General features: G+C 63.0%; 20 protein-coding genes and 1 tRNA gene. 16 read left to right on the top strand and 5 right to left on the bottom strand.

The genetic code is table 11. The features are described from left to right. Nucleotides 1-1,203, top strand: a complete 1,203-nt coding sequence (locus tag JY451_14870; protein QZH74905.1) for a phosphoglycerate kinase — start codon at nt 1-3, stop codon at nt 1,201-1,203. 1 nt (nt 1,204) lies between these two features. Here JY451_14870 and JY451_14865 read toward each other — a convergent pair whose 3' ends face one another. Together JY451_14865 and JY451_14860 are read right to left on the bottom strand one after the other, a co-directional pair. Next, on the bottom strand, nt 1,205-1,624 hold the full coding sequence (locus JY451_14865; GenBank protein QZH74904.1) for a hypothetical protein: 420 nt from the start codon (nt 1,622-1,624) through the stop codon (nt 1,205-1,207). Between the two features lie 48 nt (nt 1,625-1,672). Then, nucleotides 1,673-2,434 (bottom strand): flavodoxin family protein, encoded by a 762-nt coding sequence (locus tag JY451_14860; GenBank protein QZH74903.1) that lies wholly within the window; start codon nt 2,432-2,434, stop codon nt 1,673-1,675. A gap of 131 nt (nt 2,435-2,565) precedes the next feature. On the opposite strand from JY451_14860, the gene JY451_14855 reads away from it, so the two are divergent. The 4 genes from JY451_14855 to JY451_14840 all read left to right on the top strand — a co-directional run bounded on the left by JY451_14855 (nt 2,566) and on the right by JY451_14840 (nt 6,088). Continuing rightward, entirely contained in the window at nt 2,566-3,453 is an 888-nt protein-coding gene (locus tag JY451_14855; protein QZH74902.1) for a fructose bisphosphate aldolase, read from the top strand. Nucleotides 3,454-3,459: 6 nt separating this feature from the next. Beyond that, entirely contained in the window at nt 3,460-4,092 is a 633-nt protein-coding gene (gene thiE, locus JY451_14850) for a thiamine phosphate synthase (protein ID QZH74901.1), read from the top strand. 230 nt (nt 4,093-4,322) lie between these two features. Then, entirely contained in the window at nt 4,323-5,429 is a 1,107-nt protein-coding gene (locus tag JY451_14845; protein QZH76754.1) for a murein L,D-transpeptidase, read from the top strand. Beyond that, entirely contained in the window at nt 5,429-6,088 is a 660-nt protein-coding gene (locus JY451_14840) for a M23 family metallopeptidase (protein QZH74900.1), read from the top strand. Before JY451_14845 ends, JY451_14840 begins: the two co-directional genes overlap by 1 nt. Here JY451_14840 and JY451_14835 read toward each other — a convergent pair whose 3' ends face one another. Beyond that, nucleotides 6,089-6,439: an elongation factor P gene (locus tag JY451_14835; protein ID QZH74899.1), complete on the bottom strand. Its 351-nt coding sequence runs from the start codon at nt 6,437-6,439 to the stop codon at nt 6,089-6,091. A gap of 135 nt (nt 6,440-6,574) precedes the next feature. Between JY451_14835 and efp the strand changes: the two genes are divergently transcribed. The 4 genes from efp to JY451_14815 all read left to right on the top strand — a co-directional run bounded on the left by efp (nt 6,575) and on the right by JY451_14815 (nt 9,978). Beyond that, nucleotides 6,575-7,138, top strand: a complete 564-nt coding sequence (efp, locus tag JY451_14830) for an elongation factor P (protein QZH74898.1) — start codon at nt 6,575-6,577, stop codon at nt 7,136-7,138. Nucleotides 7,139-7,144: 6 nt separating this feature from the next. Continuing rightward, nucleotides 7,145-7,969 carry an inositol monophosphatase gene (locus JY451_14825; GenBank protein QZH74897.1) on the top strand — a complete coding sequence of 275 codons (825 nt, stop codon included), beginning with the start codon at nt 7,145-7,147 and terminating at the stop codon, nt 7,967-7,969. A 21-nt stretch (nt 7,970-7,990) separates the two neighbouring features. Beyond that, a tRNA-Leu gene (locus tag JY451_14820) sits at nt 7,991-8,075 on the top strand. 70 nt (nt 8,076-8,145) lie between these two features. Beyond that, nucleotides 8,146-9,978 (top strand): SLC13 family permease, encoded by a 1,833-nt coding sequence (locus tag JY451_14815; GenBank protein QZH74896.1) that lies wholly within the window; start codon nt 8,146-8,148, stop codon nt 9,976-9,978. Between the two features lies 1 nt (nt 9,979). On the opposite strand, the gene JY451_14810 is transcribed toward JY451_14815, so the two are convergent. Next, nucleotides 9,980-10,522, bottom strand: a complete 543-nt coding sequence (locus JY451_14810) for a hypothetical protein (GenBank protein QZH74895.1) — start codon at nt 10,520-10,522, stop codon at nt 9,980-9,982. A gap of 138 nt (nt 10,523-10,660) precedes the next feature. On the opposite strand from JY451_14810, the gene JY451_14805 reads away from it, so the two are divergent. The 5 genes from JY451_14805 to JY451_14785 all read left to right on the top strand — a co-directional run bounded on the left by JY451_14805 (nt 10,661) and on the right by JY451_14785 (nt 16,927). Further along, the gene (locus tag JY451_14805; protein ID QZH74894.1) at nt 10,661-10,942 is read left to right on the top strand and encodes a hypothetical protein; all 282 of its coding nucleotides are present in this window, start codon (nt 10,661-10,663) and stop codon (nt 10,940-10,942) included. Between the two features lie 106 nt (nt 10,943-11,048). Beyond that, nucleotides 11,049-12,434: a TIGR03013 family PEP-CTERM/XrtA system glycosyltransferase gene (locus tag JY451_14800; GenBank protein ID QZH74893.1), complete on the top strand. Its 1,386-nt coding sequence runs from the start codon at nt 11,049-11,051 to the stop codon at nt 12,432-12,434. Next, nucleotides 12,434-14,551 (top strand): PEP-CTERM system histidine kinase PrsK, encoded by a 2,118-nt coding sequence (gene prsK / locus JY451_14795; GenBank protein QZH74892.1) that lies wholly within the window; start codon nt 12,434-12,436, stop codon nt 14,549-14,551. The genes JY451_14800 and prsK overlap by 1 nt, the downstream gene beginning before the upstream one ends. Further along, entirely contained in the window at nt 14,551-15,927 is a 1,377-nt protein-coding gene (prsR, locus tag JY451_14790) for a PEP-CTERM-box response regulator transcription factor (GenBank protein ID QZH74891.1), read from the top strand. The genes prsK and prsR overlap by 1 nt, the downstream gene beginning before the upstream one ends. Nucleotides 15,928-15,952: 25 nt before the next feature. Continuing rightward, nucleotides 15,953-16,927 carry a bile acid:sodium symporter gene (locus JY451_14785; protein QZH74890.1) on the top strand — a complete coding sequence of 325 codons (975 nt, stop codon included), beginning with the start codon at nt 15,953-15,955 and terminating at the stop codon, nt 16,925-16,927. Here JY451_14785 and panB read toward each other — a convergent pair. After that, entirely contained in the window at nt 16,912-17,784 is an 873-nt protein-coding gene (gene panB / locus JY451_14780; protein QZH74889.1) for a 3-methyl-2-oxobutanoate hydroxymethyltransferase, read from the bottom strand. The genes JY451_14785 and panB overlap by 16 nt on opposite strands. An 88-nt stretch (nt 17,785-17,872) precedes the next feature. Between panB and JY451_14775 the strand changes: the two genes are divergently transcribed. Beyond that, the gene (locus JY451_14775) at nt 17,873-19,291 is read left to right on the top strand and encodes a sodium-dependent transporter (protein ID QZH74888.1); all 1,419 of its coding nucleotides are present in this window, start codon (nt 17,873-17,875) and stop codon (nt 19,289-19,291) included. 103 nt (nt 19,292-19,394) lie between these two features. Next, a complete protein-coding gene (locus JY451_14770) occupies nt 19,395-20,984 on the top strand; it encodes an amino acid permease (protein ID QZH74887.1) in 1,590 nt (529 codons plus the stop codon). The last annotated feature ends 38 nt before the right edge of the window (nt 20,985-21,022 follow it).

Raw genomic sequence — 21,022 nt, 5'->3', positions numbered from 1 at the left:
ATGGCGGCGTTCAAAACCCTCGACGATCTGCCGCAGGACCTGTCCGGCCAGCGCGCGCTGGTACGGGTCGATCTCAACCTGCCGATGAAGGACGGGCGGGCGAGTGATCTGACCCGAGTCACGGCAGTCGCGCCTACGATCATTGAACTGGCGGATCGCGGGGCCAAGGTGCTGCTGTTGGCGCATTACGGGCGGCCCAAGGGAGAGCGGCATTCGACCATGAGCCTGTCGATGGTGCAGGGCGATGTCGAACGAGTGACCGGGCGCGAAGTGATGTACATCCCCGAGCTCTTCGGGCCGGTGGCAGAGCAATCGATAGGCATTCTCGGCAACGGCGACATCGGGCTGATGGAGAACACCCGCTTCTGGCGGGGGGAGGAAGCCAACGATCCGGAGTTTGCCCGCGCCGTTGCCGCCAACGGCGATTTCTACGTCAACGATGCCTTCTCTGCCGCCCACCGTGCCCATGCCAGCACCGAAGGACTGGCGCACCTGCTGCCTGCCTATGCCGGTCGGTCGATGGAAGCCGAAATGAAGGCGCTTGAAGCGGCGCTTGGTACCCCGCAGACCCCTGTTGCTGCCGTGGTGGGCGGGGCCAAGGTTTCGAGCAAGCTGGCGGTGCTGGAGCATCTCGTTGGCAAGGTGCAGCACCTGATTATCGGCGGGGGGATGGCCAACACGTTCCTCGCGGCCAATGGCGTGGATGTCGGCAAGAGCCTTTGCGAGCATGAACTTGCCGATACGGTGCGGGATATCCTGGCGGCGGCGGACACGGCGGGTTGCACCGTTCACCTGCCGTATGACGTTGTTGTGGCGAAAGAATTTGCTGCCAATCCGTCGTCCTTACGCACCTGCAATGTCCACGAAGTCGCGGCGGACGAAATGATCCTCGATGTCGGTCCGCAGGCAGTCGAAGCACTGGGGGACGTGCTCAAGACCTGCGCTACTCTGGTGTGGAACGGTCCGCTCGGCGCCTTCGAAACGCCGCCGTTTGACGAGGCGACCGTGGCGCTGGCCCGGACTGCTGCCGCGCTGACGCAGGCGGGTGCGCTCGTCTCGGTTGCGGGCGGAGGCGACACCGTCGCAGCGCTTGCCCACGCGGGGGCGGCAAACGATTTCACCTATATCTCAACCGCGGGTGGGGCCTTCCTCGAATGGATGGAAGGCAAGGAACTGCCCGGGGTGGCGGCGCTTTCGCGCTGACTTAATCCGCTGCGCCCGCTTCGAAGGTGAAGCGGTAATTCCCCGGCAGCCCCTGTTCTTCGCCCGCCATCAGTCCCGGTTCGGCCGAGGTCAGATTGACAGTACGGCCGCGCACGCTTGCAGGCTCACCCATGGTCAGTGCGACCGTCTCGCGCCACCCGGCGCCATCCACGCGCGTTTGGACCACGATCTGGCCGGGCCAGATGCAGCGTGCATTGATCGGGCAGCGTGAATCTTCCGTCACCTCCATCGGTGTCACGACGAGATTGCTCGCCACTTCGACCGGCTGGCCCAGCGCGACTCCGCTTCCCACCGGGAGGGCAGGACCGTTGGAAACGATTGGCGCATCAGGCAGCGTGGCACAGGCAGAAAGCAGGGCGGCGGCGAGCGCGATTGGCGCATAGGCAAAGGCTGGTTTCATGCCTTTAGCCTGACAGGCAATTCGCTTTCGGGCAACTGAACGATGCGCTCAGCGATGCTCGGGATTGGGCCAACCCGGTTTGCGCCCATCGTCCCATTCCCTGCGGACATTTCCGACGGCGGGGAAGCCACCCACATCCTTCAGCATCCGCGCCGCGTGGAGAAGGTTGAAGGCCATGAAGGTGGTATTCCGCTGGGTGAACTCGTTGTCGAACCCGACCCTACGTTCGCTTCCTTCCTGCTCGTCGCCGTAGGAAGGGCCTGGACCTGCTTCACCAACCCAGCCGCAATCGGCCTGCGGCGGGATGGTGAAGCCGATATGCTGCAACGAATAGAGGACGCCCATGCCGACATGCTTGATGCCGTCCTCGTTCCCGGTGATGACACAGCCGCCGACCTTGCCGTAGAAGCGGTACTGCCCCTTCTCGTTCATTTCTCCTGAATGGGCATAAAGTCTTTCGATAAAAGCTTTGGCAACGCTGCTTTTTTCGCCCAGCCAGATCGGCGTGCCAAGCACCACGATATCGGCATCCCAGACGTCTTCGGCCAGTTTCGGCCAGTCGTCCCGATCCCAACCGTGCTCGGTCATGTCGGGATAGACCCCTGGTGGAAGTGTGTACGATGTCAGCCGGTGGCGCTTGACCGCTACTTTCTGGTTGTCGAAAATTTCCGCCACCACATCCAGCAGCGTATCGGTGTGCGATTGCTCCTCGGGGCGCTTGAGTGTGGCGTTGAAAATCACCGCCTTGAGGTCCGAAAAGTCGATGGTGCTGCCGGTGCAGATGTCCTGCTGCTTCTTGCTGAGAGCCATGGGGCGGGATAATCCTTCGTCTACGGGAATACCCAACCAACACGCGCGCTCCTGAATCGGTCCCGGTTGCCTTCACCGCGACAGCGCAATAGGAGCCTCAGGCATCAATCCAATTCGATAGGGAGCATCGAATGAACGCCGCCGAAATGACCGCCCGCATTGCCACCGGCCAGGGCTTTATCGCCGCGCTCGACCAATCTGGCGGTTCCACTCCCAAGGCCTTGCAGGGCTATGGCGTGGCGGACAGCGAATGGTCCGGCGAAGAGGAAATGTTCTCCAAAATCCACGAGATGCGCAGCCGTGTTATCACCGCGCCAAGCTTCGCCAGCGGCAAGGTGATCGGGGCGATCCTTTTCGAGCGGACGATGGACGGCATGGTGGACGGCAAGACCACGGCAGAGGCGCTGAAGGCGCGCGGCGTGGTGCCGTTCATCAAGGTCGATCAAGGCCTGGCGGACGCCCAGGACGGTGCACAATTGATGCAACCGCTGACCAAGCTGCCCGCGCTGCTGGAAAAGTCGCTGGCCGCCGGAATGTTCGGCACCAAGATGCGTTCGGTCATCAAGTCGGCCAACCCGGCGGGTATCGCCGCCGTGGTCGCGCAGCAGTTCGAAGTGGGCGAGCAGATCATCGATGCCGGGCTGATGCCGATCCTCGAACCTGAATATGATATCACCGCTGCGGACCGCGCCGAGGGTGAGGAGATTCTCAAGTCGGAGATTCGCAAACACCTCGATGCGATGCAGGAAGACCGGCAGGTGATGCTCAAGCTGTCGATCCCGGTGCAGGCAAACCTGTTCAAGGAGCTGGTCGAACACCCGCGCGTGCTGCGGGTGGTGGCGCTGTCGGGCGGCTATTCGACCGAGGAAGCCTGCGCCGAGCTGGCGAAGAACGAAGGCATGATCGCCAGCTTCAGCCGGGGCCTGTTGCAGGACCTGCGCAGCCAGCAGAGCGATGCCGAATTCGATGCCGCGCTGGGCAAGGCGATCGACGCCATCTGCACCGCTTCGGTCGGCTGATCCGGGATGAGCAAGTGCCAGCTTTACCTGATTTCCCCGCTCGACGTGGGCGGGGATTTCCCTGACCGCCTCGACCGCGCGCTGGCGGCCGGGGCTGGGCTGGCAACGGCGTTCCAGTTCCGCGTGAAGGGGTTGGACAACCACGATGCCGCCCGGCTCGCCGCGCCGCTGCAGGAAATATGCGTGGCGCGCGATGTCGGCTTCGTGGTCAATGATTCGGTGACGCTGGCCAAGCGGCTCAAGGCCGATGGCGTGCATCTGGGTCGGGGCGACGGGAGCTTGCGCGAGGCCCGCGAGGAACTGGGGCGCGATGTGCAGATCGGCGTCACCTGCCACGCCAGCCGCCATTTCGCGATGGAAGCGGGCGAGGGCGGGGCCGACTACGTCGCCTTCGGCAGCTTCTTCCCCAGCGAAACGAAAACCGAAGCTTTCAAAGAGGGCGAGCACCGGCCCGGTCTCGACCTGCTTGGATGGTGGAGCGGGCTATTCGAACTTCCCTGCGTTGCGATCGGCGGCATCACGCCCGACAACTGCAAGCCGCTGGTGGCTGCCGGAGCGGATTTCATCGCTGCAAGCCACTCGGTCTGGGGCGGGGATGAAGTGGCGGCGGTCAAGGCGTTCGCCGAGGTATTGAAGTGATCTAGCCGGAAAGGCTTACGTCTTACGGGAAAGAACCACGGCTTCGTGGATTGGGTAGGAAAGGGCGCAAGCCCGTCCCCCAAAAGCGAGACCTTCCCATGCGTTACCAATTCTTCGCCCTTATCGCTGCTCTCCCGCTGATTGCCTGCAGCTTCGAGAATGCGGACGATGACGAGGCCGAGACGGAAACCGTCGAAGCCGAGCCCAGCGAAGATTTTGGATATGAAACAATGGGCGAGGACAATCTTGCCGATTCGATGGCGTCGAACGATGCGGCTCATGGCGGCGACGGGGACATGGCCGGTGCCACCGCACCCGCCGGTGTCGCGGATTCGCAGGAACGCCCCGAAATGCAGTTGCAGGTGGTGCTCGACCGGCTTGGCTTCGGCCCCGGCGTGATCGACGGGCGGATGGGCACTTCCACTGCCAACGCGCTGAAAGGCTTTCAGGAAGCTAACGACCTGACAGTGACCGGCGAACTCGACACGGCGACGGAAGAGGCCCTGGCCGAATGGCAGCGCATTCCCGCCACCCGCGTCGTGACCATCCCGGCAAGCTGGGGCGAGCTGGAATTCGAGACAATTCCGGAGGGTGCCGAAGAGCAGGCGGCGATGGATAGGCTGGGTTACGAAAGCCTCGATGAAAAGATTGCCGAACGATTCCATACGACGGTGGAGGTGTTGCAGCAGCTCAACCCCGGCGGCAGTCCCGCGGGAATGAGCACCCCTTCACGGCGGACCGGCGCCAGTTCCACTCCCGCTCCGTCCGGCAGCGCATCAGCTTCTGGCGATGCGGACTATTTCACCGTCGGCCGGAAAATCCGCGTGCCGAACATCGGTGCGGACAGGATTGCACCCGCCGCTATCGAGAACCGCGAGTGGCAGCAGACACTGGCTTCGCTCGGAGTTGGTTCGGAGCAACCCGATGTCGCGCGGATCGTGGTCGATGAAAGCGAAGGCTGGCTGAAGGGCTACGATGCCGACGACAAGCTGGTCGCCATGTTCACCGTCACCACCGGATCGCAGAACGATCCATTGCCGATCGGCGAATGGGCGGTCAACGGCGTGGGCTACAATCCGACCTTCGCCTACCAGCCCGAACTGTTCTGGGACGTGCCCGACAGCGAGGACGAGCAGATGCTGCCGCCGGGCCCGAACGGGCCTGTCGGTGTAGTCTGGATCGACCTGACCAAGGAGCATTACGGCATCCACGGTACGCCTGAACCGCAAACCATCGGCCGGACGCAAAGCCACGGCTGCGTGCGGCTGACCAACTGGGATGCCGCGCGGCTGGCAGGAATGGTCAGCAATGCCACCGAAGTCATCTTTCAGGCCTGATGAAATCGCCGTTCCTCGAAAAGCTGCAAGTGGCTGTGGTGACTGCGACACTGGTTTCGGCGGGCTGGATCGTGGCCGGGCCGATCCTGCTCGACCGGATCGAGAGCAGTCCTGATGAAGAAAGCAATCCGGGACGGCCTGGAGCGGACGACGCAGGCGCGCCGCTCCATCCGGAAACCATTGTCGTGCCGAACGCCGCGCTACCTCGTGGGGACGCGGAGGCCATCGTGATCCCCGTCCTTGGCGTGCGCCCCGATGATCTGGTGGATTCATTCCGGGACGAACGCGGAGATGGCACCCGCATGCATCAGGGCATCGACATCATGGCGGAAACCGGAACTTCGGTGATCGCAGCCGCGCCGGGCTCGATTGCACGGATTTTCGCGAGCGATGCAGGGGGTAACACCGTCTATATCCGTTCACAGGACGGGCGGACGATGTTCTATTACGCCCATCTCGATGCCTATGCTCCGGGACTGCGCGAGGGGATGGAGGTCCGCCGAGGGCAGATGCTGGGCACCGTCGGATCAAGCGGCAATGCCGATCCCACTGCACCGCATCTGCACTTCGAGATCATGCGGACAGCGCCCGATGCCGAGTGGTCCGATCCAGCAACGTCGATCAACCCTTATCCGGTACTCTCCGGACAGCAGAACTGATCAGTTGCCCTGCCTGATGCAACGCAGACGGCCGGGTTCTCCGTTCTCGATCTTGCGCAGGAAACGGGTTCCGACAATCTCGTAGCTGTCACCGTTACGCGGGCCACTGGTCATCGTGAGCCGGTTCTCGCGACGCAAATAGGTGCCATTGCCCTGCGGCGAGGCATAGCGCGAGGCACTTTCGATCGTGAAGCTCTGCTCCGGCTGCGGCACGCCCACCGCGCCCGCAGCATTTCCAGGCAGTTCGCAAACATAGTGCCCGCGTTCAATGGTCCCGATCCGGTTCTGGGCCATGGCCGGCCCGGCCAGAACAACGCTGGCAGCGACAAGGGAAAGCAAGGTCCGATTCATGCGCGCGCCCTTAGCACGGCTTGTTTGCCGCGTCATGAACCTTGAACCCTTTCCAGCCTCCCACCTTGCCCAAGCCCCGCCTAACGTCTAGGGCGCAGCCATTCTCGCACAACCTGACAGCAAACGAGCATTCCCATGAAGATCAGCGGCGTGGACATCCGTCCCGGCAACATTCTCGAATACGAAGGCGGCATCTGGAAGGTCGCCAAGATCCAGCACACCCAGCCGGGTAAGGGCGGGGCCTATATGCAGGTCGAGATGAAGAACCTCATCGATGGCCGCAAGACCAATGTCCGCTTCCGCAGTGCCGACACGATCGAGAAGGTCCGGCTGGATACGAAGGACTACCAGTTCCTCTACGAAGACGGGGACATGCTGGTGTTCATGGACGGCGATACCTACGAACAGATCACCCTGCCAAGCGACCTGCTCGGCGATGCCCGCCCTTTCCTGCAGGACGGGATGCAGGTGAGCCTCGAACTGTGGGACGAGCGCCCGATCAGCGTGGAACTGCCCGGCCAGATCGAAGCCACGATCGTCCAGGCCGATGCCGTCATTAAGGGGCAGACCGCCAGCTCCAGCTACAAGCCCGCCGTGCTCGACAACGGCGTGCGGATCATGGTGCCGCCGCATATCGAGAGCGGGACGCGGATCGTGGTGGACGTGTACGAACAGGCTTACGTCGGCAAGGCCGGGTAAACGATCATGGCAGCCATTTCAGGCCTCATTCGCGTAATGGAAAAGGCTGCCCGCAAGGCGGGTGGCCGGTTGCGGCGCGATTTCGGGGAGGTCGAGCACCTTCAGGTCAGCCGTAAAGGGCCAAGCGATTTCGTGTCCAAGGCCGATCAGGTGGCCGAACGCATCCTGTGGGACGAGCTGAAAGTCGCGCGCCCAGGCTGGGGTTTCCTGATGGAAGAAGCGGGCGAGTTGGAAGGCGAGGAGGGACAGCCGCGCTGGATCATCGATCCGCTCGATGGCACCAGCAACTTCCTCCACGGCATCCCCCACTTCGCGATTTCGATCGCTGTGCAGGAGCGCAAGCTCGGCAGCGACGAGTGGGGCGATGTGACCGCAGGGCTGGTGTACCAGCCGATCACCGACCAGACCTTTTGGGCAGAGAAAACGCGCGGCGCGTGGCTTCAGGATGCGCGGCTGCGGGTTTCGGGGCGGCGGCAATTGTCCGAAGCGCTGGTCGCTACCGGCACGCCTTATCAGGGGCATGGCAACTTTGCCGAGTGGTCGCGGATTTTCGGTGCGCTCGGGCCGCAGATCGCGGGCGTTCGCCGTTTCGGCGCGGCTTCGCTCGATCTCGCTTGGCTGGCAGCGGGCCGGTATGACGGGTTCTGGGAAAGCGACCTGTCGCCGTGGGATACGGCTGCCGGGTGCCTGCTGGTGCGCGAGGCAGGCGGCTTTGTGACCGATTACCGCGGCCGATCACTGCCGATTTGCGACAGCCAGGTGATCGCCGGAAACGATCCGCTGCACTCGCGCCTGCACAAGGCGATTGCTACCGCGCTCAAGGATAGCTAAGCGCGCTTTCTCTCGCTTTGGGCCTCCGTGGCGGAATTGGTAGACGCGCTCGACTCAAAATCGAGTTTCTTACGAAGTGCCGGTTCGAGTCCGGCCGGAGGTACCACACCGAATGCGTTCGAGAGGGAGGATTTCGCTTGTATTTCCTCCCCTCCTTGTGAACCTTCGTTCCCGACGTGATTGATGTTCCCTCCTTTCACGCCATCGCGGCGATGCTGCTGACGATCGGGGTGTTCGTGGCCTTTGCGCGCGGGCGACCGGGGATCGAGATCGTTTCGCTGCTGACTATCGCGATCATCGCGGTGTTCCTTTATTTCTATCCGCTGCCCGATACTCAGCCGACCGACGGCATCGCGCTGGCTTTCGGCGGTTTCGGCCATCCGGCGCTGATTACCATCTGCGCGCTGATGATCATGGGGCGTGGGCTGGTAGTGACCGGGGCCCTGGAACCTGCGGCGCGGGTGCTGGAGCGGGTCTGGAAGCTCAATACGCGAATGGGGATGCTGGTATCGCTGGTGGTGGCGATGTTCCTGTCCATGCTGGTCAACGATACGCCGGTGCTGGTGTTGCTGATGCCGATCTTTGTGGCGCTGGCCCAGCGGGGAGCGATGCCCGCTTCGAAGACCCTGATCCCGCTCAACGCGGCGGTGCTGATCGGCGGCATGGCGACAACCATCGGCACCTCGACGAACCTGCTGGTGGTGGGGATCGCCGCCGACTTGGGGATGCCGCAGATGTCGGTGTTCCACTTCACCCCCATCGTGCTGGTCGCCGCGCTGGTGGCGCTGCCATACCTGTGGCTGGTCATGCCGCGGCTGCTGCCGGACAATTCTCCCGAAGAGGATCATGGCAAGCGCCGGTTTTTCAGCCATTTGCGCGTCGGACCCGAAAGTACTCTGGTAGGCAAGCATTTCGATGAGATCGTGAACACCCTGCCGGATGACTTCCGCTTCGAGGAACGGCCGAACGGCCCCTTCGACACTGGGCAGCGGCTGTTGATTTCGGGAACGCACGCGGGGCTGGAGAATGCAACACGGCTGCTGCGCGGGCAGGCGGCGCCGCTGTGGGTAGTCGACCGCATTACCGGGCAGTCGCAGATACGCGGTGAAGATATTCAGGTGGTCGAGATGGTGGTCACGGCGGACAGCCGGATCGTCGGGCGCACGCTGGCAAGTTCAGGTATCGCAGATCACTACGGCGTCGCCGTTCTCGGCGTCCACAGGCCCAAGCGCCTGCTGCCGGTTTATGCCGCTGCAGATGATCGCGAATTGCGCATGGCGGAAGGCGATGTGCTGCTGGTGATGGGCCTAGCCGACGGTCTGGAGGCTTTCGCTTCGGGCGACAGTCTGTTGCAACTGGAAGGCGTCCGCGAGATGCCGCGCCGCTCGAAAGCGGTGCTGGCGGCGGCGATCATGTTCGGAGCGGTGGCGCTGGCTTCGGTTGGCCTCCCGTGGTTCGGGTCGCAGGGCATCTACCTCGTCAAGGTGCCGATTGCGATTTCGGCACTGGCGGGGGCAATCGTGATGTTCCTGACCGGCTGCGTGAAGTTCGATCGGGTGGGCCGGGCGCTATCGGGCAAGGTGATCGTGCTGGTGGCGGCGAGCATCGCCATTGGCGAAATTGTCCTGCAAAGCGGTGCGGCGGGCTGGCTGGGTCAATCGCTGGCGGAGGGATTGCAACATTTTCCGCCTGCGGTTGTGCTGGCGGCTGTGATGCTGTTCGTAACCGTGCTCACCAACTTCGCCTCCAACGCCACCGCCGCCACAGTTGGAACACCGATAGCTTTCGCCCTCGCGATCGAACTGGGTATGCCGCCCGAACCATTGATTTTGGCAGTGCTGTTCGGCTGTAACCTCTGCTACGCTACGCCGATTGCCTATCAGACCAATATGCTGATCATGGCGGAGGGGAACTACAAGTTCGGCGACTATGTGAAGACGGGCCTGCCGCTGGTGCTGATCATGACTGTGACGCTCAGCGTTTTGCTGGTCACGACCTACCGAATGTAACTTATCCGGGCCCGTCGGAGCCTGACCCGCTTTGCCCGGCACGACGGGCGGAGGCGGCCTCCACCGCGGCGCGCTGCGCCGCGCGATCCGGAGTCATGTCCCGGCTGCCACGCATTTCCGGGGGCAAGGTCTGAAGGAAGGCGCGGTATTCTTCGTCGGTCAAGCTTTCGATGAAGGCCTGTTCGTAGCCAGGGACTGCGATCCTTCCGGGATTGCTGGCTGCACGCGAGCCGCCACTTGCTCTGCCCCCGCTACCGCCCCCGCTACCGCCCCCGCTACCGCCACCCCAGCCAGCCGAACCGCCATCTTCATCGCCGAACGAGGGCGGCGCTACGGTATCCCGACGCACGAGTTCGGTCGACGAGGCGATCTCCCTGCCAGCCCCGTTCGGTTCCTGCTGCTCCTGCTCGGCGATCTGCCCGGCCGCTGCCGCCCGGTTATCGCTATCGGCAAACATCGCGATGCACGCCGTCAACGCCACCGTGGAGACGGCGAAATGCTTGTACATTTTCAGCGGTATGGGTGGCTTGGAAATTTGCGCCATTCCAATTGCATAGACCGCAAGTTGTTAATCCGGACAGGCGGAAGCTGGTTAATTCCCGCTTACCAATTCGCTTTACCATCAGTGCGGGAACCGGGGCGGGCGCGGGGGATTTCTAGCGCAACCAAGAGGAGGAATATCATGGCCGAAGAACGCATCACCGAAATCAACACACCGGATGGCGATACCCATACGCGCACCACAGTCATCCGCGACGCGGAGCCATCTTCGGGCGGAGGAAAATGGGTTCTCCTCGTCATTCTGCTGGTTCTTGCAGCGGGCGCCCTGTTTATCTTCAGCCAGATGAGCGACGCGGAAGTTGCAAAGGACGGCGCCGTCGCCGGAGCGGCTGAAGATGTCGGTAATGCCGCCAGCCAGGTAGGCGATGCTGCCCAGGAAGCTGCCGACAGCATTTCGGAATAAAGTCGTTACCTGCCTTTGCAGGTGTAAAGTTTACCGACATTTCACTTATCGCCGTTAGCCAGACAGCACAGCGGGAATTTTCCCGCCATGCTTTCTGGCTGGAGCGATGATCCGTCTCTTCAAACATTACGTCCCGCACGCGGTGCTGCTGCTGGGCCTGCTCGATTTCGGGCTGCTGCTGATTGCAGCCGATCTCGCGTGGAGCCTGCGCACCAGCCAGATCGGCATTTCGCCCGGTCCGTGGAGCGAGCGGATCCTGCCGCTCCTGGGGTTCGGCATCGCCACAATGACCGCGATGATCGCGGTGGGTGTGTACGGGACCGAAGCGCTGCGTTCGCTGCGTTTTGCCGGGGCGCGGCTGCTGGTGGCGGTGAGCCTGTCGATCCTCGCGCTAGCGCTGCTCGATTTCCTGTTTCCGGGCTCTACCGTGTGGCGCTCGATCCTGCTCTACGCGATGGTACTGGCGATCGGCCTGCTGGTTGTAAACCGGATGGTCACCGGCGGCATTCTCGGCACTTCGGCCTTCCGCAGGCGGGTGCTTGTCCTGGGGGCGGGCCTGCGGGCGCAGCGGCTGAAAGAATTGGGCAACCGGGCCGACAGCGGCTTTGTAGTTGTAGGCTATATCAGCATGGCCGACAGCGCACCGCAGGTGGCCGAGGCGATTCCGCGTTCCGCAATCGCCGATCTCTCCGCTCATGTCGCCAATCTCGGCGCGACCGAAGTGGTGCTGGCGCTGGAGGAACGGCGCAATGCCCTGCCGCTGAAGGACCTGCTGCGGGTCAAGACTGCGGGAGTCCACGTCAACGATTTCTCCAGCTTTCTTGAGCGTGAGACGGGCCGGGTCGATCTCGATACGCTCAATCCAAGCTGGCTGATCTTCTCCGACGGGTTTTCCTCAGGGCGGGCGATTTCCAGTGTCGCCAAGCGGATTTTCGACATCAGCGCCAGCGGCCTGCTGCTGCTGCTCACTTTTCCGGTAATCGCCCTGTTCGCCGCCGTGGTGAAGCTGGACAGCAAGGGCCCGGCCTTTTTCCGCCAGCAGCGGGTGGGGCTCTATGGCGAGACTTTCGAACTCGTGAAGCTGCGCTCCATGCGCACGGACGCCGAGAAGGATGGCGCGCAATGGGCGCAGGAGCAAGACCCGCGCATTACCCGCGTCGGCGCTTTCATCCGCAAGGTGCGCATCGACGAATTGCCACAGGTCTGGACTGTGCTCACCGGTCACATGAGCTTCGTCGGCCCGCGCCCCGAAGTGCCGCAATTCGTCAATGACCTGGAACAGCACCTGCCTTTCTATGCCGAACGGCACATGGTGAAGCCGGGGATTACCGGTTGGGCGCAGATCAATTATCCCTACGGCGCCAGCATCGAGGATTCACGCCAGAAGCTGGAATACGATCTCTATTACGCGAAGAATTATACGCCCTTCCTCGACCTGTTGATCATGCTGCAAACGCTGCGGGTGGTGCTCTGGCCGGAAGGAGCCCGCTGATGGGCGTGGCCTGGGATCTAATCGCCTATCTTGGCTATCTGGTCACCGCCTGCGCGGCGGTTGCGCTGGCGCTGTGGCTGGCGACCAACAGCCGCGCGCAGGGGCCGGCAGTAAGCGCCAGCGCGGCTGCGCTTGGCATTGCAGCGCTGTGGTGCTTCGCCTTCGCCGGGTTCGGGCGCGACAGCGTGACCGAGGAATTGTTTCTTGTGGCGAGCAACCTGGCCTGGCTGTGGATGCTGTACCGGATGTTCTGGCATGACCAGCGGGACAAGAGCCTCGCTCCGATCCGCCCGGTGGTGGCCGCGTTGGCGCTGGTCGAAACGATGCAGTTCGCGCTGATCGCTGCGCGGTTGCAGTACGATGCGCAGCCCGCCGCGCAGGACCTGATCCTGCAATTCACCTTTACCTTCCGGCTGATGCTCAACATCGGCGCGCTGGTGCTGGTGCACAATCTCTATGTCGGCGCTTCGCAGCAGGCGCGGCTCGCGCTGCGCTGGCCGGCGGCGGGGCTGGGGGCGCTGTTCCTTTATGACCTGAATTTCTACACCATCGCCTATCTGGGCAGTGGCACGCCAGAATTGCTGGAGAACCTGCGCGCGGTGGCGCTGCTGGTGACGGTGGTGCTGCTGGCGATGGGGATGTTGCGCAACGAGAGCGAGCTGCGCTTCCGCCCGTCGCGCAGCTTTGCCTTCCAGTCGTTCTCGCTGCTGCTGATCGGTGCTTACCTCGCTGTGATGGTGGTGGTGGCGCAGGGGCTTTCCTATGTCGGCAGCGATTACGGACGGATCCTGCAAGCGGGCTTCGTGCTGCTGGCGAGCGCCGTGGCCCTGACGGTGCTTCCCTCGCGCAAATTGCGGGGCTGGCTGCGGGTCACGCTGTCCAAGAACCTGTTCCAGCATCGCTACGATTACCGTTCCGAATGGTTGCGCTTCACGGAGACGATCGGGCGCGCGGGGCCGCAATCCGCGCCGCTGCTCGAACGCGCGGTGCAGGCGGTGGCGGATATCACCGACAGCCCTTCGGGAATGCTGTTCACCCCGCGCGAGGAAGGCGGGCTGGCGCTGGCGGCGCGCTGGCAGTGGCCGCAGCTTGATGTGCCGGGGGAAGCGATTTCGACCGAAGGCGCGCGGTTCTTCGAGAGCAGCCAGTTCATTCTCGACATCGACGATCTGCGCCGGGGCAGCCAGCAGGGCATCCCCGCCGCGGCCTGTCCGCAATGGCTGCTGGAGGACGAGGCGAGCTGGGCGCTGGTCCCGCTGCTGCATTACGAGCGGCTGGTGGGCGTGGTGCTACTCGCGCGGCCGCCACTGGCCCGGCGGCTCGACTGGGAAGATTTCGACCTGCTACGGGTGATCGGGCGGCAGCTGGCCAGCTACCTTGCCGAACAGACCAGCCAGGATGCCCTGGGCGAAGCGCAACGGTTCGACGAATTCAATCGCCGCATCGCTTTCGTGATGCACGATATCAAGAACCTTGCCAGCCAGCTCTCGCTGCTGGCACGCAATGCGGAAAAGCACGCGGACAAGCCCGAATTCCGCGCCGACATGATCCTTACCTTGCGCAATTCCACCGACAAGTTGCAGGCGCTGCTGGCTCGCCTTGGTCGCTATGGCAGCATGGGCGGGCGCGAGCGGGAGGAATTCGCGCTCACGCCGCTGCTGGAGAAAATCTGCGGACTCTACAAAGGGCGGCATCAGGTGGTGCTGGTAGAAAACGAGGCGTGCCAGGTGCGCGCCGATGCCGAGGCACTGGAACAGGCGCTGATGCATCTGGTGCAGAACGCCGTGGAGGCGAGCGAGAGCCACGCGCCGGTGCAGATTGAACTGGGCCGTGAACCGGGCAATGCGGTGATCGAGATTGTCGATTCGGGCACCGGCATGTCGCCCGAATTCATACGCACGCGGCTGTTCAAGCCGTTCCATTCGTCCAAGCCGGGAGGCTTCGGCATTGGCGCCTACGAAGCACGTGAACTGGTTCGAGCAATGGGCGGGCGGCTCGATGTAGAATCGCGCGAGGGGCTGGGCACACGCTTTGTGATTCGAATGCCGCTGAGCGAGCAAAGCGATTTCTACCGCACCATGCAGAACTATTCCGATCAATCGAAAGAGGTGGCGTAATGGCCGAGAGCAAACCCCAAAGCCTGCCAAGATTGCTGATCGTCGAGGACGATGCCGGGCTGCAGGCACAGCTCAAATGGGCCTACGAGGACTTCGCTGTCACCATCGTCGGTGATCGGGCGAGCGCCATTGCTGCCCTGCGCGCGGAGGAGCCAGCGGTCGTCACGCTCGATCTCGGGCTGCCGCCGGACCCTGATGGCACCAGCGAAGGCTTTGCCGTGCTGGACGAGATCATGGCGTTGAAGCCGGACACCAAGGTGATTGTCGCTTCTGGGCACGGCGCGCGCGAATCCGCGCTGACCGCCATCGAGCGCGGAGCCTACGATTTCTACCAGAAGCCGGTCGATATCGAGCAATTGGGCCTGATCGTACGCCGCGCGTTCAACCTGCACCGGATAGAGCAGGAGAACCGCGCGCTGGCGGAAAAGGCAGGGGAGGGCAACCGCGTGCTCGGCGGGCTGATCACGTCCGCGCCGGAAATGGTCAAGGTGGCGCGCACGATCGAGCGTGTGGCGAACACCAATGTTTCGGTCATGCTGCTCGGCGCGAGCGGGACGGGCAAGGAACTGCTCGCCAAGGGGCTGCACGATGCCAGCACCCGCAAGCACGGCAATTTCATCGCGATCAACTGCGCGGCGATCCCGGAGAACCTGCTCGAAAGCGAGCTGTTCGGGCACGAGAAAGGCGCTTTCACCGGAGCGGTAAAGACCACCGAGGGCAAGATCGAGCTGGCGGCGGGGGGCACGCTGTTCCTCGACGAAGTGGGCGACATTCCCCTGCCTTTGCAGGTGAAGCTGCTGCGGTTCCTGCAGGAACGCACCATCGAACGGATTGGCGGGCGCAAGTCGATTGCTGTCGACACCCGCATCGTCTGCGCCACGCATCAGGACTTGGAAGCGATGATCGGCGATGGGCGGTTCCGCGAAGATCTGTTCTATCGGCTCGCCGAAGTAGTGGTGAAGATCCCGTCACTGGCGGAACGGCCGGGCGACGCGACGTTGCTGGCCAAGGCTTTCCTCAAGCGCTTCTCGCGCGAGATGAACCCCTCGGTCACCGGCTTTGCGCCCGATGCATTGGCGGCGATCGACGGCTGGGCCTGGCCGGGCAATGTCCGTGAGCTGGAAAACCGGGTGAAGCGCGCCGTTATCATGGCCGATGGCAAGTTGATCGGCGCGGGCGATCTCGATCTGGCGGAAGAGGAGGATCAGGACACCACCGTGCTCAACATCAAGAGCGCGCGAGAGAAGGCCGACCGCAAGGTGATCCGCCATGCATTGGCCCGCAGCGAGGGGAATATTTCGAGCACCGCCAAGCTGCTGGGGATCAGCCGCCCGACGCTCTACGATCTGCTCAAGCAATACGACTTGCAGCACTGAGCCTTAGCTTGCACAGCGCCGGGCCATGCCTGCCCGCCTGTTCACCCTCTTCGATCCGCTGGTGCGGCTGCTGTTGCTGGCGATCGTGCTGGCGAGTGTGCTGCCGGTGACGGGCGAGGGCAGGGCGGTGGCGCGGCTGGTTTCAGACGCTGCGATCTTCGCGCTGTTCCTGCTCAACGGCCTGCGCTTGCCGCGCGCGCAAGTGCTGCACGGCTTGCGCAACTGGCGCTTCCTGCTGCCGCTCGCGCTGTTCGTTTTTGGGGCGATGGGGCTCGCAGGGTGGCTGCTGGCTGGTCCTGCAGCCAGCGTCCTGCCCGCCAGCGTCGCGCTGGGGTTCTTGTTTCTCGGCGTTCTTCCATCCACTGTGCAATCGGCGACCGCCTATTCCTCGATTGCCGGAGGGAACGTGGCCAATTCGGTGGTGGCAGCGGCGGTGTTGAACATTCTGGGCGTATTCATCACCGCACCGCTGGTTGCGCTGCTGGCGAGCAGCAGCGGACCCGGGATTGACCTGGGCGGCCTGGAACGGATCGGGCTGATCCTGCTGCTGCCCTTTGCCATCGGACAGTTGTTGCAGTCGCGCTTTGGATCACTGGTGGCGGATCGGCGGCTGCTGTTCAGCTGGATGGACCGCATCGCCATCGCCATCGCCGTCTATGTCGCCTTTTCCAGCGCGGTCGAACAGGGAATATGGACGCAGATCGACCTGGGCTCTTGGGCAGCTCTTCTGGCGCTGGTCGGCGTGATGCTGGCGTTCGGCTTCATCGGGGCATGGTGGCTCGGCGGCACGCTGCGACTGGCCCGGCCAGACCGAATTGCATTCCTGTTCGCCGGAGCGCAGAAAAGCATCGCCATGGGCGCACCGCTCGCCAGCGTGCTGTTCGCGCCCGAAGCGGCGGGTCTCGTCCTCCTGCCGGTGCTGCTTTATCACCTGTTGCAGATGGTGATTTCCGCCCCCCTCGCCGGGCGGCTCAGTCGGACCAATCAGTCCTTGGGCTGATAGAGCTGGTCCGGGCCGGGGAAGCTCCGCTCACGCACCTCGGCGGCATATTGCGCGGCGGTATCGGCGATGGTTGTGGCGATGTCGCCGTATTTCTTCACGAAACGCGGCACCCGTTCGAACATGCCGAGCATGTCCTCGGTCACCAGAACTTGCCCGTCGCAGCGGGCTGACGCGCCGATGCCGATCGTCGGACACGCGACGTTCTCTGTCACGGCAATGGCAATGGGTTCCAGCACCCCTTCCACTACAATCGCAAAGGCGCCCGCCGCATCGAGCGCCTTGGCATCGCCGACGATCTTCTCCGCCTCGGCATCGCTTCGCCCGCGCGCGCCATAGCCGCCGAGTACGTTCACCGCCTGCGGCGTCAGGCCGACGTGGCCCATGACCGGGATGCCGCGCTGGACGAGGAATGTCACTGTCTCAGCCATTGCCGCTCCGCCTTCCAGCTTCACCGCCGCTGCGCCGCTGGCCTTGAGCAGGGCCGCCGCCGCCGCGAAAGCCGCCTGCGGCGAGGCTTCGTAGGCACCGAACGGCATATCGACCACCACCACCGAATGGTACGAACCGCGCACCACGGCAGCGGCGTGATTGGCCATCATGTCCATCGTGACCGGAATGGTGGAGGGGAGTCCATAGATGACCTGACCGAGAGAATCCCCCACCAGCAGGATGTCGCAATGCGGATCGAGCAATTGTGCCTGCCGCGCAGTGTAGGCGGTGAGCATGACGATCGGTTCCGCGGTCACCCCGTCTACCTTGCGCGCACGGATGCTCGGCACGGTGAGCCGCCGCATCGGCTGGGGGGTGGGATTGGCGCGGCTGGTCGCAGTGTCGAGCGTAAAGGTGGTGGACATGCCCCCCTTTACCAGACCCACCCCTCGACGCGACCCCCATTTCAATGCCATAGGGAGCCATCTTCCGGGTCGAGAGGAAAAATTTCATATGGCACTTACCCAATCGGGTTCGACCAGGGACGGCTGGTCTTCGCGTAGCGCATTCATTCTTGCTGCAATCGGATCGGCAGTCGGCCTGGGAAATCTCTGGCGCTTCCCCGCTGAAGCGGGAGCCAATGGCGGCGGTGCCTTCGTATTGTTCTATATCGGCTGCGTGATCCTGATCGGGCTGCCAGTGCTGCTTTCCGAAACGCTGATCGGTCGCCACGGCCAGTCATCCGCGCCTGAAAGTGTCCGCCGCGTTGCCAGTGCCTCGCGCGCCAGCCCGCACTGGGATATCCTCGCCAGCATCGGCGTCTTTTCCGCTTTCCTGATCCTTAGCTTCTACTGCGTGGTCGGCGGGTGGGTACTCTATTACATGGGCATATTCATCGGCGATATTTTCACCAGCGGCGTCGTCGGCGGTGCGTTCGAAGGCCGCCCTGCGGAAGAGATCGAGGGCCTTCTCCCGGCGCTGTTCGAGAATGGCGCGCTGATGGTGGGGCTGGACGCGGTGTTCCTTGGTGTATCGCTCTACTTCGTGGCGCGGGGCGTTTCCGGCGGGATCGAATTCGTCGCCAAATGGATGATGCCTGCCTTCTTCATCCTGCTGATCGCCATCACGATCTACGGCGCATTCGGCGGCGCTTTTTCACAGACGGTATCCTATCTTTTTACCTTCGAACCCGAAAAGCTGACCGGGGAAGTGATGCTGGCCGCAGTCGGGCAGGCTTTCTTCTCACTGTCGCTTGGGGTGGCCGGCATGATTACCTACGGCAGCTATGTCGGTCGCAACGTCAACCTGGCCGGCACTTCCACGATCATTTCCGGCGCCGATACCGCGGTTGCGCTGATCGCGGGGCTGTGCATCTTCCCCATCGTTTTCGCAGCGGGCCTGCCGGTCGGCTCCGGCCCGGGGCTGATGTTCCAGACCTTGCCGCACGCGTTCCAGGAAATGCCGTTCGGATCGGTGGTCGGTCTGCTGTTCTTCATCATGGTCGGATTTGCCGCGCTCACCAGTTCTGTTGCTTTGCTCGAAGTGCCGACAGCATGGGTTATCGAGAAGTTCCGGTTTGCCCGCCCGCTCAGCGCTTCGATCGTGGCCGCGGGGGCGATGGTACTGGGCGCGCTTTCGGCGCTTTCCTTCAACAGCTTGGCAGACTGGCATCCGCTCGGCTTCATCCCGCTGTTCGAGGGGCAGGGTTTCTTCGATGTGCTGGACGGGCTGACGGCGAAATTGCTGATGCCGATCGGCGCGATCCTTACCGCACTGTTCGTGGGTTGGTTCGCCGACCGCAAGCTGGTGGACATGGAGAACGGGTTGAGCGGAGGGTTGCACCTGTTCTGGCTGTTCCTGGTGCGCTACCTGTGCCCGGTCGCACTTACCGCTATCGTGATTGTGGGAATTTTCCCCAGCCTTTTCGAATAGCTGCATATGATTGCGCTTTTGCGTAATCATGTAACAGACTAGGAGAGCTAACCGGCGGCTGGGCAGGACATTCGCGCCTCGGGCCGGTGGGGCAATCACGTCCATGATCTTCGATCGCATCAAACCGCTCGACGCCATTCTGGCGACAGCGCAAAAGAAATCTCTGCACCGTTCGCTCGGTGCATTCCAGCTGATGCTGTTCGGCATCGGCTGCATCATCGGCACCGGTATTTTCGTGCTGACGGCCGCCGGGGCGCAAAAGGCCGGGCCGGGACTGATGCTGGCCTTCGTTATAGCCGGTCTGGTCTGTATTGTTGCGGCGCTGTGCTACGCGGAAATCGCCGCGATGATCCCGGTAGCGGGTTCAGCCTATACCTACAGCTATGCAACAATGGGCGAATTGCTCGCCTGGACTGTAGGTTGGGCCTTGATCCTCGAATACGCGATTGCCGCTTCGGCGGTGTCGGTCGGTTGGTCGGGGTATTTTACCGGAACAATTCTGGGCGATACATTCGGAATATCGATGCCCGCCTGGCTCACGGCAGGACCGCTGGCGCTCGGCGGGGCGCCGGGTGGCTTCATCAATCTTCCCGCGATGATCATCGCCTTGCTGGTGACGTGGCTACTGATGGTGGGCACATCCGAAAGCGCCAAGGTCAACGCCGTGCTGGTGCTGATCAAGGTGACCGCGCTGACCGCCTTCATCGCGCTTACCCTGACGAGCAGTGAATTCGATCCGGCCAATTTCAATCCGTTCCTGCCCGCCGGTGTGTTCGGCGGCTGGGGAACCGGCGTTGGGGCGGTTGGCGCTGCGGCGACGATCTTCTTTGCCTATGTCGGTTTCGATGCGGTTTCGACGGCGGCGGAGGAGACGAAGAACCCTCAGCGTAACGTGCCCATCGGTCTGGTCGGCTCGTTGCTGTTCTGTACGGTATTCTACATCCTTGTCGCAGCGGGCGCGATCGGCACCATCGGCGGCCAGCCGATCATGGGGCCGAACGGTATTCCGTTCCCGGCCGGTTCCGAGGAACTGGCGCGCCAATGCGCCATGCCGCTTTATGCCGATGCACTGGTGTGTTCGAATGAAGCTCTGGCGCATGTGCTGCGGCAGATCGGTTTCGGTGCGATTGGCAACATGCTCGGCTATGCGGCGATCCTTGCCTTGCCTTCCGTCATCCTCGTGCTGCTGTTCGCGCAGACGCGCATCTTCTTCGTGATGAGCCGTGATGGCCTGCTTCCTGAAGGCCTGTCCAAGGTCCACCCCAAGTGGAGGACGCCCTATGTCGTAACGGCGATCACCGGTGTGCTGGTGGCCGTGGGCGCGGCATTCTTCCCGGTAGGTCAGCTTGCCGATATTGCCAATGCCGGTACGCTCTATGCTTTCCTGATGGTGGCAGTGGCGGTGATGGTGCTGCGGCGGACAGATCCGGCGCGGCAGCGTTCGTTCCGGGTTCCGGCGCTGGCAATCATCGGCCCGCTGACGATCCTTGGCTGCCTGTTCCTGTTCCTCAACCTGCCGCTGGAAGCGATGCTTGTGCTTCCCATCTGGACGGTGATCGGGCTGGCGGTCTACCTTGGTTACAGTCGGCGGCACAGCCACCTTGGCAAGGGGATTGTGGAAGTGGTCGATGATATCGGCGGGCAGGAGCACGATTTCCCGATTGATACGCCGAGCAGTCACAAACCGGACTGATACGAAAAAGGCCGCGCTGTCCTGGGGCAGCGCGGCCT

The organism is Erythrobacter sp. (assembly GCA_019739335.1).
GTDB lineage: Bacteria > Pseudomonadota > Alphaproteobacteria > Sphingomonadales > Sphingomonadaceae > Alteraurantiacibacter.
This window is presented reverse-complemented; position numbering and strand designations above follow the sequence as displayed.